Annotated in this window: 10 protein-coding genes and 1 pseudogene; 3 read left to right on the forward strand and 8 right to left on the reverse strand. The window is 70.6% G+C overall.

Annotation, left to right across the window (positions count from 1 at the left end):
• Positions 1 to 11: 11 nt before the first annotated feature.
• The 8 genes from BM076_RS06790 to BM076_RS06825 are packed head-to-tail and all read right to left on the reverse strand — an operon-like array spanning position 12 to position 10,577.
• Positions 12 to 1,763 (reverse strand): ABC transporter ATP-binding protein, encoded by a 1,752-nt coding sequence (locus tag BM076_RS06790; RefSeq protein WP_245795806.1) that lies wholly within the window; start codon positions 1,761 to 1,763, stop codon positions 12 to 14.
• Positions 1,760 to 3,538: an ABC transporter ATP-binding protein gene (locus BM076_RS06795; protein ID WP_093712454.1), complete on the reverse strand. Its 1,779-nt coding sequence runs from the start codon at positions 3,536 to 3,538 to the stop codon at positions 1,760 to 1,762. Before BM076_RS06795 ends, BM076_RS06790 begins: the two co-directional genes overlap by 4 nt.
• Positions 3,535 to 4,731: an alpha/beta hydrolase-fold protein gene (locus BM076_RS06800; RefSeq protein WP_093712455.1), complete on the reverse strand. Its 1,197-nt coding sequence runs from the start codon at positions 4,729 to 4,731 to the stop codon at positions 3,535 to 3,537. The genes BM076_RS06795 and BM076_RS06800 overlap by 4 nt, the downstream gene beginning before the upstream one ends.
• Positions 4,724 to 5,578, reverse strand: coding sequence for an ABC transporter ATP-binding protein (locus tag BM076_RS06805; protein ID WP_245795808.1), 855 nt, complete (start codon positions 5,576 to 5,578; stop codon positions 4,724 to 4,726). Before BM076_RS06805 ends, BM076_RS06800 begins: the two co-directional genes overlap by 8 nt.
• The gene (locus BM076_RS06810) at positions 5,575 to 6,594 is read right to left on the reverse strand and encodes a FecCD family ABC transporter permease (RefSeq protein WP_093712676.1); all 1,020 of its coding nucleotides are present in this window, start codon (positions 6,592 to 6,594) and stop codon (positions 5,575 to 5,577) included. The genes BM076_RS06805 and BM076_RS06810 overlap by 4 nt, the downstream gene beginning before the upstream one ends.
• A 35-nt stretch (positions 6,595 to 6,629) precedes the next feature.
• The gene (locus BM076_RS06815) at positions 6,630 to 7,628 is read right to left on the reverse strand and encodes a FecCD family ABC transporter permease (RefSeq protein ID WP_245795810.1); all 999 of its coding nucleotides are present in this window, start codon (positions 7,626 to 7,628) and stop codon (positions 6,630 to 6,632) included.
• Positions 7,629 to 7,669: 41 nt separating this feature from the next.
• Positions 7,670 to 8,680, reverse strand: a complete 1,011-nt coding sequence (locus BM076_RS06820; protein WP_177246356.1) for an ABC transporter substrate-binding protein — start codon at positions 8,678 to 8,680, stop codon at positions 7,670 to 7,672.
• Between the two features lie 31 nt (positions 8,681 to 8,711).
• Positions 8,712 to 10,577: a siderophore-interacting protein gene (locus BM076_RS06825; protein ID WP_093712456.1), complete on the reverse strand. Its 1,866-nt coding sequence runs from the start codon at positions 10,575 to 10,577 to the stop codon at positions 8,712 to 8,714.
• Positions 10,578 to 10,705: 128 nt separating this feature from the next.
• Between BM076_RS06825 and BM076_RS06830 the strand changes: the two genes are divergently transcribed.
• The 3 genes and pseudogenes from BM076_RS06830 to BM076_RS06840 all read left to right on the forward strand — a co-directional run bounded on the left by BM076_RS06830 (position 10,706) and on the right by BM076_RS06840 (position 15,203).
• Positions 10,706 to 12,313 carry an AraC family transcriptional regulator gene (locus BM076_RS06830; protein ID WP_093712457.1) on the forward strand — a complete coding sequence of 536 codons (1,608 nt, stop codon included), beginning with the start codon at positions 10,706 to 10,708 and terminating at the stop codon, positions 12,311 to 12,313.
• Between the two features lie 365 nt (positions 12,314 to 12,678).
• Positions 12,679 to 13,713, forward strand: a pseudogene (locus BM076_RS06835) (permease); the annotation flags it as partial.
• Positions 13,713 to 15,203, forward strand: a complete 1,491-nt coding sequence (locus BM076_RS06840; protein ID WP_245795811.1) for a GDSL-type esterase/lipase family protein — start codon at positions 13,713 to 13,715, stop codon at positions 15,201 to 15,203. The pseudogene BM076_RS06835 and the gene BM076_RS06840, both read left to right, overlap by 1 nt.
• Positions 15,204 to 15,239: the final 36 nt, after the last annotated feature.

A 15,239-nucleotide genomic window follows, 5' to 3' on the forward strand; every position in this document is an offset into this window, starting at 1 on the left:
CGGTGCCGTTGTCACCGAGCGGCCTCCCAGGCCGTCCACAACCCGGCGTACACACCACCGGCGTCGATCAGCTCTCCGTGGGTGCCGGTCTCGATGATCCTGCCGCGCTCCATCACCATGATCCGGTCGCACGTTGCCGCTTGGGAGAGACGGTGCGCGACGACGACCGCGGTACGCCCGGCGAGGACGGCATCAGCAGCGCGGTCGAGATGCCCGGCGTAGGTGGAGCCGGCCTCGGCGGTCGCTTCGTCGAGGATCACCAACTCGGCGTCGGTGAGCAGCAGGCGGGCGAGGGCGAGTTGCTGCGCCTGCGCGTCGGTGAGCGGGTATCCGCCGACGCCCAGCAGGGTGTCCAACCGGTCGGGGAGGACATCGAGGATTGACGCGGCTCCGGTGGCTTCCAGCGCCGCACGGAGGTCGTGGTCGGTGGCCCCGGGCGCGGCGAGGGTGAGGTTGTCACGCAGGGTGCCCGCGAAGACGTGGACCTCCTGGGTGATCATCGCGGTACGGCTGGGGCGAGTCACCCTCCCGGCCTCGGGCAGGTGGGTGCCGGCGACCACGCCGGCGAGCGTGGTCTTGCCCGCCCCGGACACGCCGACGACGGCCACGCGCTGACCGGACGGGATGCCGAGGGTGATGTCGTCGAGCACCCGTGGCCCTTCGCCGTAACGGAACGAGACCTCGTCGAGTCGTACGTCGGTGCTCGCGGCCTGCGCCGGTACATCCGGCGAGCCGCGCGGAATCGTGACGACCCCGATCATGCGGCTCAGCGATGCGAGGGCGGACTGGAGGGTGTCGATCACCAGCAACAGCTGGTTGACGGGTCCGAGCAGGCGCAGCACGAGCAGCATGGCGGTGGTGGCGCCGCCGACGGTCGATGCGTCGTGGTCGACGAGGACGAAACCGACGACGAGTACGGCGGCCAGGCTCAGGCATTCCCCGAGGTTGAGCCGGGCATTGAGCATGCTCAGCACGGTGCGTGCGCGCAGCGTCTGCCGCGCGACGCGCCAGGAGTTCGTCATCACGGCCCGGTGCCGCTGCTCGGCGAGTCCGAAGCCGAGCACGGTGGCATAGCCGCGCTGGGACTCGAGGATCTGCTGGGCACGCGCGCTCATCGCCGTGCGCTCGGCGCGGTAGACCCCCAGCCCGATGCGCAGGTACCACCGCACGGCCAGCACGTAGACCGGCAGCACGACCGCGAAGGCGGCGGCATAGGGCCATTCCAGTGCCGCGAGCCCGCCCAGCGACACGACGATGGTGAAGGCGGTGACGGTGAGCACCGGGATCACCGCGGGGGCGGCGTCGGCGACCGCGGTGACGTCGTCACTGGACCGCGAGATCAGGTCTCCGGTGCCGACACGCTCGACGAGGTGCTGCGGGAGCGTCATCGCGTCGTCCACGAGCTGCTCGCGCAGCGCGGCGAGGATGGAGTGGTAGACGCGGGTGGCGAGCACGATCGTCAGCGCGGTGCCCGCGGCACCGAGGACCGCCGAGAGCGCCATGACGGCTGTGGCCGTCAGCACGGTGGTGAGGTCCGCGGTGCCGGCCTGCACGCGGTCGACGAGGAATCCGATGACCACGGAAACGATCAGGTCGACTCCGGTGCTGACGATCCCCAGCACCCCGGTCGCGGCGAGCCGGAGCCGGTACCCGCGGCTGAGCCGCCACAGCTCCCTGGCCGTCTCGCTGCCGCTCGCGACCGGCAGCCCGGGCGGACCGGCGTCGGAAGCCGCGGTCCCGGGCTCGGCGGAAGTGCCGTTCACTGTGCCGTCCTTGAGGTCGCGGGTACGGTGTCGGGCAGCTCGACGACGCGGTCGCAGGCGGCGAGCAGCGCCGGGGTCGAGGCGATCAGCAGCGTCGAGCGGCCTGCCCGGACACCGCGCAGCCGGCCCGCGATCCTGTGCTCGGTGACCGAGTCGACCGCGGTGGTCGGGTCGTGGAGCACGAGCACCGGTGCGTCGCTCGCCAGGGCGCGGGCGAGTGCGACTCGCTGGCGCTGGCCGCCCGAGAGCCGGTTGCCGCCTTCGCCGACCGGGAGGTCGAGGTCGGCCGCGAAGTCGTCGCAAGCGGCGGCCCACACTGCCGCGTCCACCCGGTCGGGCGCGCCTGCGATCACGGCGACGTTGTCGCGCAGGGTGCCGCTGAACAGTGTGGCGCGGTGCGGTGCGACGGTGACCCGGGAGCGGTAGTCGCCCGGGGACAGCTGCCGCGCCGCGATCCCGTCGAGCCGTGCCTCGGCCCCTCCTTCGGCCCGCGGGTCCAGCAGCGCCTCGACGATACGGGCGGCGGTCCGGTCGTCGGCGCGCACGCCCAGGAGTTCGCCGGGCTCCACGCGTATCGTCACTCCGGGACCGGAGTTGCCCGGCACGACCACGTCCAGCCCCGGCGGTGCGGTGACCTCCCGCTGGGCCGCGTGATCGGGCTCAACCGTCGCTTCGGGCTCGACCGTCGACGGGGCGTTGTCCCGAAGCACGTCGAGGACACGTACGGACGAGGCGCGGGCGCCGGCAAGGTTGGGGACGGACGTGCTCGCGATCGCCTGGATCTGCGGCAGCAGCGCCTGGGCGAGGCCGATGGCGGTGATCAGCCCACCGACGCTGAGCTGCCCGTCAACGGCGAACCAGCCCGCCAGGCCCAGCACCGCGGCGACGAATGTGCCGCTGACCACGCCCGAGCCCACGAGGAACCTCCCCAGCAGGCCCGCGTTGCGTCTGGCGCCGGCCAGGGTCTTCCGGCTTGCCTGCCGGTACCGGCTGGACGCCTCGGCCTCCGCCCGCATCCCTTTGATCACCCGGTAGCCGGCGACCAGGTCCGTGGCCTGCGCGACCGTGGAGGCCAGCAGCTCCTGGTACTCGCGGGTGTCCCGGGAGAGACGCCCGCTGAGCACGCTCATCGACCAGACCGCGACCGGCGCCCCGAACAGCACCACGAGCCCGAGCAGCCAGTGCGTCGCCAGCAGCGATACCGCAATGAATCCGATGGCCGTGATCCTCGAGATCGGGATGATCGTCAGGATCACCGCGTTGGACAGCCGCGCGACGTCGCTCGTCATTACCGACACCACGTTGCCGCCCGGCGCACGGGCGGCGCCGCCGGCCGGGTGCAGCACGCCCGTGGAGAGGGCGCCGCGGAGCCGGTGCTGTACCACCTGCACCGCATAGGCGGTCAGTCGCAGTGAGAGCCTCGCCGCCGCTGTCAGCGCGACGTAGAGGGCCACCAGCACGCCGAGCCACAGGATCAGCTGTCCCCCGTCCCCGGTGGCAACCGCCCGGTCGATCGCGAGTCCCATCACCACCGGGACCGCGGACTCGCCCACCTGCCAGACGATCGCCAGCAGCATCGCGGGAACGCTGACCCGCCTCACCGAGAAGATCACGCGCAGCAGGAACCGGCCCGGGGTTGTCCCGGGCCCGGACTCCAACGGCCGGGCGCCGGGCGGCTCGGCGGGAGCGAGCAGGAGTACGGGCAGTCGGCGGGTCAGCGGCCCTCGCCCCAGTCCTTCGGTGTCGGCGCCCGGGAGACGCGGCGAATTCCTCATACCTGGCTCCGGTCCACGCTGCTGAACGGGAAGCACCAGAGCAGGGCGTCGGCGAAGATTCCTCGCCACCACGCGTAGTCGTGTCCGCCGGCGAACTCTCTGTAGAGGGTGTCGTAGCCCTTCGCGGTGAGTACGTGGTCCAGCCAGCGGCTGTGGGTGTTCGAGCTCTCCAGCTCACCGACGTCGTGGAAGACGCGGATCGGCGCCGTCTCCGCGGCCAGGCAGTCGGCGATGAGTGTCGGTACGGGGGAGCGGCGCAGCAGTTCGGCCGCCCCGGTGCCCCACGTGAGGTCCGGGTGGTATCCGCATGACGGGGACTGGAGGATGGCGTTGCCGAACGTCGTCGGGTGGTGGAGCGCTGTCCAGCCGGCGCACAGACCGCCGAAGCTCTCGCCGGCCAGCGCGACGTCACCGGGGTCCCGTGAGAGCGGATACCGGTGGTGGAGCCACGGCAGCAGTTCCTGGACCAGCATCCGGGAGAACGCCGGGTTGCAGAGCAGTTCCTTGTCGCGCCGCGGTGCGGGCTGACTGACGAGGACCACCACGCAGGGCCGGACCAGTCCCGCCCGGACCAGGGCGTCACGAACGCTCGGCGCGCTGTGATCCGGCGTCCCGTCCAGGTGGATCACGAAGGGCAGCGCACTTCCGTCCGGGAACTCGCCCGGGGGCATCGAGACCCAGACGCGGCGTTCGTCTCCCAGGAGTTGGCTCGCCAGCACGGCGGTTTCCGCTGCCTGGGCCGGTCGTGCTTCGGCCTGATCGAGCCAGGGCAACGGCGCCGCGTCGGGGAGCGCTGCCACCGAGGCCCCGGAGAACCGCTCCACCGAGCATTCCGAGAACCTCGGTGGCGGGTTGAACGGGTCCGGGACCCGTACGCTCTCACCGGTCGGCCCATGTCGTACGAACATGTACGAGAAGCGCAGGTCGGAACGCATCCGCAGCGTGAGAACGCGGAACGGCGTCCCTGCCACCGGGGCGAACTCACCCGCGATCGGGTTGAAGCCGGCTCTGGGGCCGATCACCACCGAGAGGGTGACCATCGCGTCGTCCCCGGGCTCGTCGACGAACGTCACCTCCACCTCGTCCGCGGAGACCCGCTCGACAAGCGGCGCCCCCGTCTCCTTGAGGTGCCGTCTGAACCTTTCCGGGCTCCACTCACCGGTCGACAACTTCTCGACCAACGGATCAGCCATTTCTCGCGCTCTCCACGTCGACCTTGTCAGCGGACCTTCGGGGGGTTCGTTCGCGGCCGAGCGGCACCACTTGGGGACTGCCGGCCACGGGATCGGGCACCACCAGGCAGCGCAACCCGAACACCTCCTCGACCAGTTCGGCCGTGACGACCTCGTCCGGAGAACCCTCGGCGACGACGGCGCCGTCCTTCATGGCGATCAGATGCGTTCCGTAGCGTGCGGCGTGGTTGAGGTCGTGCAGTACGGCGACCAGGGTGTGGCCGGCGTGGTGCAGATCGGTGAACAGCTCCATCAGCTCGATCTGGTGGGTGATGTCGAGGAAGGTCGTCGGTTCGTCGAGCAGCATGATGTCGGTGTGCTGGGCGAGCGCCATCGCCACCCACACGCGCTGGCGCTGCCCGCCCGACAGCTCGTCCACCAGGCGCCCTGACAGGTCGGCGACCGAGGTCTGGCGCATCGCCCTGAGGACGGCCTGCTCGTCGTCCCCGGTCCACTGCCGGATGAACCCCTGGTGGGGGTACCGTCCCCGGGCCACGAGGTCGGCGACGGTGATCCCGTCCGGGGCGATCGAGGTCTGCGGCAGCAGTCCGACCCGCCGCGCCACCTCTTTGGTCTTGTACGAGTTGATGTCGGCGCCGTCGAGGACGACCTGCCCGGCCGACGGCTTCCGCAGCCGGGACAGGCTGCGCAGCAGGGTGGATTTGCCGCACGCGTTCGGGCCGACGACGACCGTGAACGACTCGTCGGGGATCGCCACCGACAGGTGCTCGGAGATGATCCGCTTGTCGTAGCCGATCGTCGCCGACTCCACACGAAGGCGCGCGGTGCCGGGCGGGGTTGCGCTCACAGACGTCTCCTGGCTTCGGTGAACAGCAGGTATCCGAGGTAGCCGCCGCCGAGGATGACGGTGATGATGCCGACGGGCAGCGGGGTGGGTGCGATGTGCTGGGCGAGGTAGTCCGACACCAGACACAGCAGTGCGCCGACGAAGGCGGCGGGGGCGAGGGTGATCCCGGCGGTGCGGGTGAGCCGTCGTCCGATCTGCGGGGCGACCAGCGAGATGAACGCGATCGGCCCCGACGCGGCTGTGACCGTCGCCGTCAATGCCACTCCCACCAGGATCAGACCGAGGCGCGCGGGCGAGACCCGGACCCCTTGCGAAGCGGCCGCGTCGTCACCCAGCTCCAGCTGCCGCATCGGCCGGCCCAACACCCCGGCCAGCAGCAGGAGTCCGGCGATGCAGGCGCCACCGATGGCGACCTGGTTCCAGGACACGCCGTTCAGCGACCCGACGCCCCACGCCGCCGCGGACATCGCCTGGTCCAGGTCGGCCTTGAGGATCAGCCACGTGTTGAGCGATCCGAGCATCGCCGAGACGCCGATGCCGACGATGATCAGCCGGAATCCCTGTACGCCCCGCCGGTAGGCGAGCACGTACACCGCCACGGCGGTGACCATGCCGCCCAGCAGCGCCCCGCCGACCAGCTGCGCATAGCTGCCGTTGACGACCAGGATCACGATCAGTGCCCCGGTGTAGGAGCCTTGGGAGAAGCCGACGATGCCGGGGTCGGCGAGCGGGTTGCGCAACAGTGACTGGAAAACGGCCCCGCTCACACCCAGAGCCGCGCCGAACATCAGCGCCGCGGCCACCCGGGGCAGCCGCCACTCGACCACGATGTCGTGGACGATGCCGGTCTCCCGGCCGGTCAGCGCGGCGAGCACCTGCCCGGGGCCCAGCGCGTACGAGCCGGTCATCAGCGCGAGCACCGCCGCACCGGCGATCACGACCGCGAGCACCGCGCAGACGACGACCGAGCGCCACTGGAGCCGTACCGCGATCCGCCGGCGCCGCAGCACCAGCATCCGCCGCCCGAAGTCCACCGGCGGAATGTGCGTGTTCACAGTCCGCTCGATTTCTTCCGCCGCACCAGCGCGACGAGAACGGGAGCGCCGACGAAGGCGGTGACGATACCCACGGGGATCTCGCCGGGTCTCGTCACGACGCGGCCGAGGATGTCGGAGACCAGCAGCAGGCTCGGGGCCAGGAGGGCGCTGTAGGCGAAGATCCAGCGCTGGTCCGGGCCGACGATCCAGCGGGCCACGTGCGGCACCATGAGCCCGACGAATCCGATGGGTCCGGCGATCGCGGTGGCGCCGCCGGCAAGGAGGGTGAGTGCGATCACCGCGAGCACACGGGTACGTACCAGCCGGACCCCTTGGGCGACTGCCAGTTCGTCGCCCAGAGCCAGAGCGTTGAGCGGTCCGGACACCACGAAGGCCAGGACGAGTGCCACCGCGAAGAACGGCAGGACCGGCCACACGACCTCCAACGGGCGGCCCGCGATCGACCCGGCGTTCCAGTTCCGCATCGCGTCGAAGGCGTCCGGGTCGGTCAGTTGGAGCGCCTCCCTGAAGCCGCCGAGCACCGCGCCGACGCAGACCCCCGCGAGCACCATGACCACCGGCGAGGAGCCCTGCCGTGTCGACCCGAAGGCGAGCACCAGGAGCGTGACGATCAGCGCACCCGCGAACGCGAACCACATGTAGCCCTGTACGTCGCGGACTCCGAGCAGCCCCACGGCGACCGTCACCGCGAAGGACGCACCGGCGTGGACGCCGAGGACACCAGGATCGGCCAAGGGATTACGGGTGAGCGCCTGGATCAGCGCGCCCGACAGACCGAGGGCGGCGCCGACGACCAGACCCACGACCGTGCGCGGCAGCCGGAAGTCGCGGATCGCGAACTGATCGGTGTCGGCCGAGGAGTGGAACAGCGCGTCCCACACCACGGACGGCGCGATCGCCGTCGACCCGATCATGACGCTCAGCATCAGCAGGACCGCCAGCACCACCAGCACGACGAGCAAGCCGAGCAGACGACGACGCGGTCGGGGCACCGTCTCGGTGCTCCGACCGTGCTGTCGCAGGGCAAGGGCTGTCACTGCTTGCCCGAGAGGGTCGCCAGCGCGCTGTCGAGCGAGTCCAGATACCTGTTGACGGGCCCGTAGGAGTTGTTGCCGGGGCAGAAGAGCCCCAGCGCCCGGCCGGACTTCACGGCGGGCAGCGCCTTCCAGGTGTTGGTCTCGACCACCGGCTTGAAGGGCTTCGTCGGCACCCCGTCGGCGTCGACGGGGTAGGTGATCACGTCATATTTGGACAGGCCACGGATCTGCTCGAACGGCAGGGACGCGTACGCCAAGGGGTCCTTGCCCTCGGCCGCCTTGGGGAGGTCCAGGCCGATGTCGTCCCGGGCGATCTCGGAGCAGCCGATGTCCGCTATATAGAACGTTCCGGGATCGTTCCAGTTTCCGCGGGAGACGTCGACGAAGGAGGTCGTGTCGATGATCTTGCCGTAGGTCGCCTGAATCTTGGCGACCTTCTCCTTGAACGCCGTCTTCTGCCGGCTGAGCGCGTCCGCGACATTGCCGACCTCCGCGATCGCGTCGGCGAACGCCTTCCATTCGGTGTCGAGCCCCCAGGACACGGTCGGCGCGATTGCCTCGAGTCGCTTGCCGACCTTGTCCCAGTCCTTCGAGGAGAACTGGACCAGGATGAGGTCCGGTTTGAGGGCGGCGAGCTTTTCGAGATCCACCTCACCACCGCTGCTGCCGATGATCTCGGCTGCCTCGTACGCGGTCCTCTGTTCCTTCGGCAGCACGTCGAGGTCGGAGTCGGACGCCTCGGTGACGCCCACCGGCTTGCCGCCCAGATCGATGAAGGGAAGGCCGGTGTTGCCGATCGTGACGACGCGCCGGGGGGCGGCGGGAACCTTGACGGTGCCGTTCTCGGCCGTGACGCTGCGGGTCTCGGCGGGCTTGTCGCTGTGGGCCGTGGCGGCCTTGTCGCCGGTGTCGTCGCCGTCACTGCCGCAGGCGGTGAGGACGAGCGACGCGCTCATCAGCGCGGCGGCAAGGGTTGCGCCGCGTCTCAGCAGGGGCGTGTTGCTCATGGGCGTTCTCTTCTTCTCGGTTTGGAGGGGGTCAGTCGGCGGTGGAGCGGAGCAGCTCATGGACGGTGGCGCCGAGGCCGACGGTGTGCGCCGCCTTGCGTGTGAGGCCGGCCCGGACGATGACGGCGTCCAGTTCCGCTCCGGTGCGAAGGCCGGAGCCGTGGCAGACCAGGCAGATCAGGTCTTCCTCGCCGTCGTGCTCGTCGAGGGCGTCGGTGTCGAAGACCTCCTCGATCAGCAGCACCCGTCCGCCGGGGACGAGGTTCTCGGCTGCCCGGCGCAGCGCGTGAGCGGCGTCGGCGTCGGGCAGGGTCTTGAAGGCGCGGCTGATGAGTACGGCGTCGGCCGCCGGGCCGGGCTCGAAGACGGACTGCTCCAGCACGCCGACCCGCGCGCGTTGCTGCTCGTCGGGAATCGTGGCGGGCAGGTCACGGCGCAGCCAGTCGGCCTGGGCGGGCAGGGCGCAGATCGTCACGCGCAGCCTCTCGTGGGCAGCGACGTACTCACGGGCGTGCGCGCCGGCACCGCCGGAGTGGATCACCAGGTGCTGCACTCCGGCGAGCAGGTCGGACGTGGCGATCGGTTCGGCCAGCGCGGGCTGGAACTTCGCCAGGCGCTCCAGGTGACGGTCCTCGTAGTCCTGCTCGGCTCGCACGTCGGCAAAGGTCTGGCCGGTGACCGAGGCGTATGCGGGCCGGCCGGTGCGGACCGACTCGGTGAGGCCGTGGATCCCGAGCATCTCGCGACCGATCACCCCGGCGGGGTGGAGGCGGTCGGCGATGAACTCAAGAGTGAGGACGTCGCCGACCGGGGTCAGGGCGTAATGGCCCGGCTCGGTCTCGGTCACCACGTCCAGGGTGTGCAGATAACGCAGCAGTTTGCCCAGGGCACGCTCGTCGGCACCGGCCTTGGCGGCCAGTTCGGTCACGCCGGTCACGCCGCGGGAGACCAGATCGGGAACACCCAGTTCGACGGCGGTGCGGATCGCGATCGGCGCGACGAGTTCGGTCAGGTCGTGGAGCTTCTGGAACGGGGTGACGGTCCGCTCCGGGTCGGGTACCGCTCCGTCGTTCTCCAGCGCGACGACCTCGGCGCGACGCCAGTAGCCGGCGAAGTCGATGTCCTCCTTGGGTACGCCACGGTCCTCGACCAAGTGCCGGCGGATGTCCCGGACGGCGGTGTGTTCGCCGGCCAGCCACGCGAACACCTGGCCCGGCCACCACCGCGCACTGCGTACGGTCTCGGTGAGCGGCGACACGGTCCCGGCTGTTGCGCCCGGGCGGACCAACCACGTCACGTCGACCCCGGGCAGCTCGCGCAGCTCCTGGCGGTGGGCGTCCTCCGCGATCTCGATGAACACCTGAGCCCGGGCGTCGGGCGGGAGCTCGTCGAGCAGGCGGCCGATCGCCGGGAGTGCGGTGTCGTCGCCGGCCACGAGCCACCAGTCGGCGCCGGTCGGGAACGCCTTGGACGTGCTCGGGCCGCTGAAGTGGATCCGGTCACCCGGCTGGGTGCGGTAGGCCCATGCCGTTCCCGCGCCCACCCCGTGCTTGACGAAGTCCACGTCCAGCTCACCGGCCTCGGGGTCCCACCGGCGGACCGTGTAGGCCCTCGACAGCGGTCGAGGATCCCTGGGCACGATCAACTTGGCCCGGTCCTGGACCGGGAGCACCGGATCGCGCCGGCCCGGGTACGGGAAGTAGAGCCCGAGGTCGTCGTCGAAGCCGGGGGACACGAAGGCCGGCTGCTCGAAGCCGTCCGCAGTGGTGAACGCGCGCAACTGTGCACCGCCCAGCGTGATCCGGCGCATGCCCGGGGTGATGTCGACAGCCCGCACCACCTCGACCTCTCGCAAGGTCGGCGGGTGCACGGTGAGTCGGCGCGAGGTCTTGGGCATGCGCGGAACGGACCTTTCCGGTCGCTTCGAGGGCGGGAGTCGCGCACCGCCGTCGGGAAGGCGCGCACTGCTAAAGTTAGGCAAACCTAACCTACGATGGTGTGCGCAGACTGCCGCATAGTTAGGACATGGTGGTGCCCTCCTCGTTCGCCGCGGGCGCCGGCGACCCGCCGCCGATTCCCGCCGCGCGGTTGGGCTCGGCGCATTCGCCCGTTCGACCGCTGCTGCTCTGGGTCCGTACGGGCACGGCGCAGGTGCGCCTCGACAGCGGCCCGGTGCTCCGCCTCCGGGCCGGCGAAGGCGCCTGGATTCCCGCGGAAGGCTGGGCGGAACGAGCGATCGTCACCGAGCCGGGCACTGTCGCTTTTCCGCTGTGGCCTCACGCCGGCGTCGGCTCTTGGGGGCTGTCGGAGTTGACGCGGTTCGACGTTCCCGGCGGCTGGCAGGACTGGTTGATCCAGCTCTTCAACCTGCAGGTCACTCCGTTCAACGGCCGCGGATACTCCCCGGAGGCGATCGAGGAGCTGCTCCGGCGCCCGGGCTCGCGCTCGACGGCGCCCGTCGGGGCCGGGCGAATTCCGAGCTCAGAGAGGTCCGCCGCGGCGACGATGCCGCGAGCCCTCGGCGCCAGGGCAGTCGCCGAGGAACTGATCCGCGACCCCGCGCTCGACCTCACGGTCGAGCAATGGGCCGTGCGGGTGCTCTGTGGAGCGCGAACCCTTCGCCGCGACTTCCTCGCCGACACCGGGCTCACGTTCGAGCAGTGGCGGCTGCTCTGCCGGCTCGGCGCTGCCGTGGAGTTGCTCGCCGCCGGTTACGACGTGGACCAGGTGGCCGCCCGAGTGGGCTTCGCCAGCCGCAACGGCCTCACGCGGGCCTTCAAGGGACGGTTCGGACTGACTCCCCACGAGTTCGGACGGCAGCTCTCCGCCGGACCTGGAGTCGGCGGGCTGACGCAACGGGCAACGGCGGCACGACAGACCGACGACCTGATCCGGATGATGCGCAGGACGGACACACCCACCGCGCCCGAGATGCTGCCAGCGGCCAGCACGCCGTCGCACGCCAACGAAATCCACGTCCTCAGCTGGATGTATCGAGGCAGCGGATACCTGGACATCGGCAACCAACGCTACGAACGGGAGCGAGGGGCGGCGACCTGGATCCCCGCAGAGGTGGAGCATGTCACCGGCCTCCGCGAGAACTCCGTCTCCCTGCCGCTCGGCAACGCGAGTACCGCCGACCTCCAACTGACAGTGCCTCTGCAAGTGCGGTTCTCGCCCGCATGGGACGACTACTTGATGTTCTGCTCGATCAGCGCCCGGTCCGGACTGCGCCCTGACGACCACAACCCCCGCCGCATCCTCGACCTGTTCGCGGAACAGGTCGCCGCGCAGCGAGCGCTGTCGCTGCCGATGCCCACCGATCCGCGCGCGCGTGCTGTCGCGTTGGAGTGCTTGCGTCATATCGGTGGGCCTGGCGGGACACGCGATGGTGATGTCGGTGCCGAGATCCACAGGGTCTTCCGTGACGAGACAGGTATGACGCTGGGGCGCTGGCGCTACGCCGCACGCATGCGCATCGCCCGCGACCTGCTCGCCGGCGGCGCCCCGCCCAGCGCCGTCGCACGCCGGACCGGGTACGCCCACCTCTCCACGTTCAGCGCCGCCTTCTCCCGCTTCCACGGACTGTCTCCACGCGACTTCCAGCAGCGCGAGTCCGAGCCGAGTCAATAGTTCAGTCGCGGAGATGTCCCTGCCGGTCGCGATGATGGCCAAGGAAGCGGTGTCCCGCGCCGGCGACGTCCGCGCCGGGCGGGCTGCCGCCGTCGCGCGAGTCACGCTGCCCGGCCCGCGTACGGCCGGTTCGTGGCCTCCCGATCATGCGATCCCTCTTTAGACTGTGCAAAGGTTTTCGGGGAAGAGCGTCCCGTACCGGATCGGGAGTCACGGCAAACCGACCGGAGCAGACGGACGCGCGGGCACGCGGATCGGGACGGGCAGCTCTCCGTCCTCTCCTTTGCGGCGCCGCATGTCCGCGGTGTCCGGACGGTCCGCGCCCTTGCGCCGCTGTGCCGCGCCGCCGTACGAGGATGGGAGCCATGCACGCCGTTCTGCACGCTTTGTCCATCACGGGATCGATGGCTTGGGAGATCACGTGGGCGCTGATCCTGGGCTTCGCGCTGTCCGCGGTCGTGCAGGCCGTCGTACGCAGGTCGACGATCGTCCGGCTGCTCGGTGACGACCGGCCGTCGACCCTCCTGCGGGCGTCCGCGCTCGGCGCCGCGTCGTCGTCGTGCTCGTACGCGGCCGTCGCACTGGCCCGCTCGCTGTTCCGTAAAGGAGCGGATTTCACCGCCGCGATGGCCTTCGAGATCGCCTCGACCAATCTGGTGGCCGAGCTCGGGGTGATTCTCGCGCTGTTGATGGGCTGGCAGTTCACGGCCGCCGAATTCACCGGGGGCCCGGTCATGATCATCGTGCTCGCGGTTCTGTTCCGGCTGGCGCTGCGCGACAAGCTGCTGCGACAGGCCCGTGAGCAGGCCGATCGTGCTGTGGCGGGTTCCATGGAGGGGCACGCGGCGATGGACATGTCCGTCCGGGGGCAGGGTTCCTTCGCCCGGCGTCTGCTGTCGGGCGACGGTTTCACGGCGGTCGCCCACGTCTTCGTCATGGAATGGGCGGCGATCGTGCGGGACCTGGTGATCGGGCTGTTCGTCGCCGGCGCGGTGGCCGCATGGGTGCCCGATTCCTTCTGGCGGTCCTTCTTCTTCGACGGTCACCCGGTGGCGTCGAAGCTGTGGGGGCCGCTGGTCGGCCCGATGGTGGCGGTGCTGTCGTTCGTCTGCTCGGTCGGCAACGTCCCGCTGGCGGTGGTGCTGTGGAAGGGCGGCATCAGTTTCGGCGGTGTCGTCGCCTTCCTCTTCGCCGACCTGCTGATCCTGCCGATCCTGAACATCTACCGCCGCTACTACGGCGCCCGCATGGCCCTCTTCCTGCTCGGCACCTTCTACGTGGCCGCCGTCGTCGCCGGTTACGCCGTGGAATTCGCCTTCGGCGGCTTGGGTCTGATCCCCGACCAGGCCGACGCGACAATTCCCACGTCACCGGCGGCGTACGCGGAGGTGACCGCACTGTGATCCGACCCCGACTCCGTATCCCCGACGCGGGCCGGCCATGGGTCCGCCGCGTCCGGAACGCCGTCCTGGGCGTGCTCGTCCTCCTCGCGGTCTGCCTGGGATCGATCTGGCTGGCGGTGCGCCTCACCCCGATGCAGACCGTCACCGCGGCCGGCCAGACCGTCGAGGTCGGCGCTGTCGCCCCCGACCTGAGCCTGTCCGGGCCCGGCGAACTCGACCTGTTCGGCGAGGCCCTGGCGACCCGGCCGCACTTCCAGGGGCCGATCCGGCCCCGCCTGAAGCTCGCCGACATCACCCTCGACTCGCAGGTCGGCGACATCGTCAGGTCCGGGGACCACGACACACTGCGCCTGGACCTGAGCCACCAACTCGCGGCGGGCTGGACCCGCTACTGCGCCTGGGAGATCGTCGTCGCGGCGGGCTGCGCCGCCGTCGTCGCGGTCGCGGTGGCCGGCATCCGGCGCGCGCCGCGCCGCACCACGCTCGTGGCGACCGCGGTGAGCGTACTGACGGTGTGTGCTGTCAACGTCCTCGGCGTGTATCTCCTGGCGTCCGGCACGCCGCAGGCGCTCAAGCAGGTCCGCACCCTTGACGACCTGGTGGGACGTACACCGGCGCAGCCGGTCGCCCCGGCCAAAGGCCCGGCACTGACCGGTGTCCACGCCGTCGTCCTCGGTGACTCCACCGCCGCCGGCATCGGCAACCCCCTGGTCGAGGACCCCACCGCCCTGGACAAGACCTGCGGCCGCAGCTCCGACGCCTACGCCGAAGCGCTCGCCCGGGTCAACGACTGGAACGTGCTCAATCTCGCCTGCCAGGGCGCGACCGTCACCGACGGCCTCCTGGGCGTACAGCTGCGCGGCGAGCAGGCCGTGCCGCCGCAACTGGCCCTGGCGCAACGTGCCTCCGGCGCCTCGGTGTTCATCGTCAGCATCGGCGCCAACGACATGAACTGGGCCGTGCTCACCGGGCTGTGCGCGAAGGCGCCGGTCTGCGACGACAAGGCGTCCACGGCCTACTTCAAGGAACAGCTCGCGACCTTCTCCCAGAACTACCTCGACCTGCTCCAGCAGCTCACCGACCTCCCGCACCACCCCGACATCCTCATCAACCAGTACTACGACCCCTTCGGCACTGACACGGCGTGCCTCGCCAAGGACGGTCTCACCAAAGCCAAGGCCAAAGTCCTCAAGTCACGGCTCGCCGACCTCAACGCCGTACTGCGCAACGGAGCGGACGCCTTCGGCTTCACCACCGCCCGGCCGGATTTCGAAGGCCACGGGCTGTGCAGCCCGCAGCCCTTCGTCCAGAACACCGCCGACCAGGCGCCCCTGCACCCCACCGCCGCCGGTGAACTGGCCATCGCCCTCGCCGACCAACAGGCACTCGCCCGCCTCGACAGCAGGCGTGCCGCCACGCCCACCCCCGGTGGCACAAGCGCGCCGACCGATTCACCTGACCTTACGCAAAAGCCGTCGAGCGGCTGACAACCCGCGCGCCCCCGCCTTCGCGGACACGAGCCC

It is taken from the genome of Actinacidiphila alni (assembly GCF_900112845.1).
Lineage (GTDB): Bacteria > Actinomycetota > Actinomycetes > Streptomycetales > Streptomycetaceae > Actinacidiphila > Actinacidiphila alni.

What these genes read in the sequence shown, in the direction of transcription:
- BM076_RS06795 (WP_093712454.1), bottom strand. Translation starts at nt 3,538, where the DNA reads ATGAGGAATTCGCCGCGTCTCCCGGGCGCCGACACCGAAGGACTGGGG.
- BM076_RS06800 (WP_093712455.1), bottom strand. Translation starts at nt 4,731, where the DNA reads ATGGCTGATCCGTTGGTCGAGAAGTTGTCGACCGGTGAGTGGAGCCCG.
- BM076_RS06810 (WP_093712676.1), bottom strand. Translation starts at nt 6,594, where the DNA reads ATGCTGGTGCTGCGGCGCCGGCGGATCGCGGTACGGCTCCAGTGGCGC.
- BM076_RS06820 (WP_177246356.1), bottom strand. Translation starts at nt 8,680, where the DNA reads ATGAGCAACACGCCCCTGCTGAGACGCGGCGCAACCCTTGCCGCCGCG.
- BM076_RS06825 (WP_093712456.1), bottom strand. Translation starts at nt 10,577, where the DNA reads ATGCCCAAGACCTCGCGCCGACTCACCGTGCACCCGCCGACCTTGCGA.
- BM076_RS06830 (WP_093712457.1), top strand. Translation starts at nt 10,706, where the DNA reads ATGGTGGTGCCCTCCTCGTTCGCCGCGGGCGCCGGCGACCCGCCGCCG.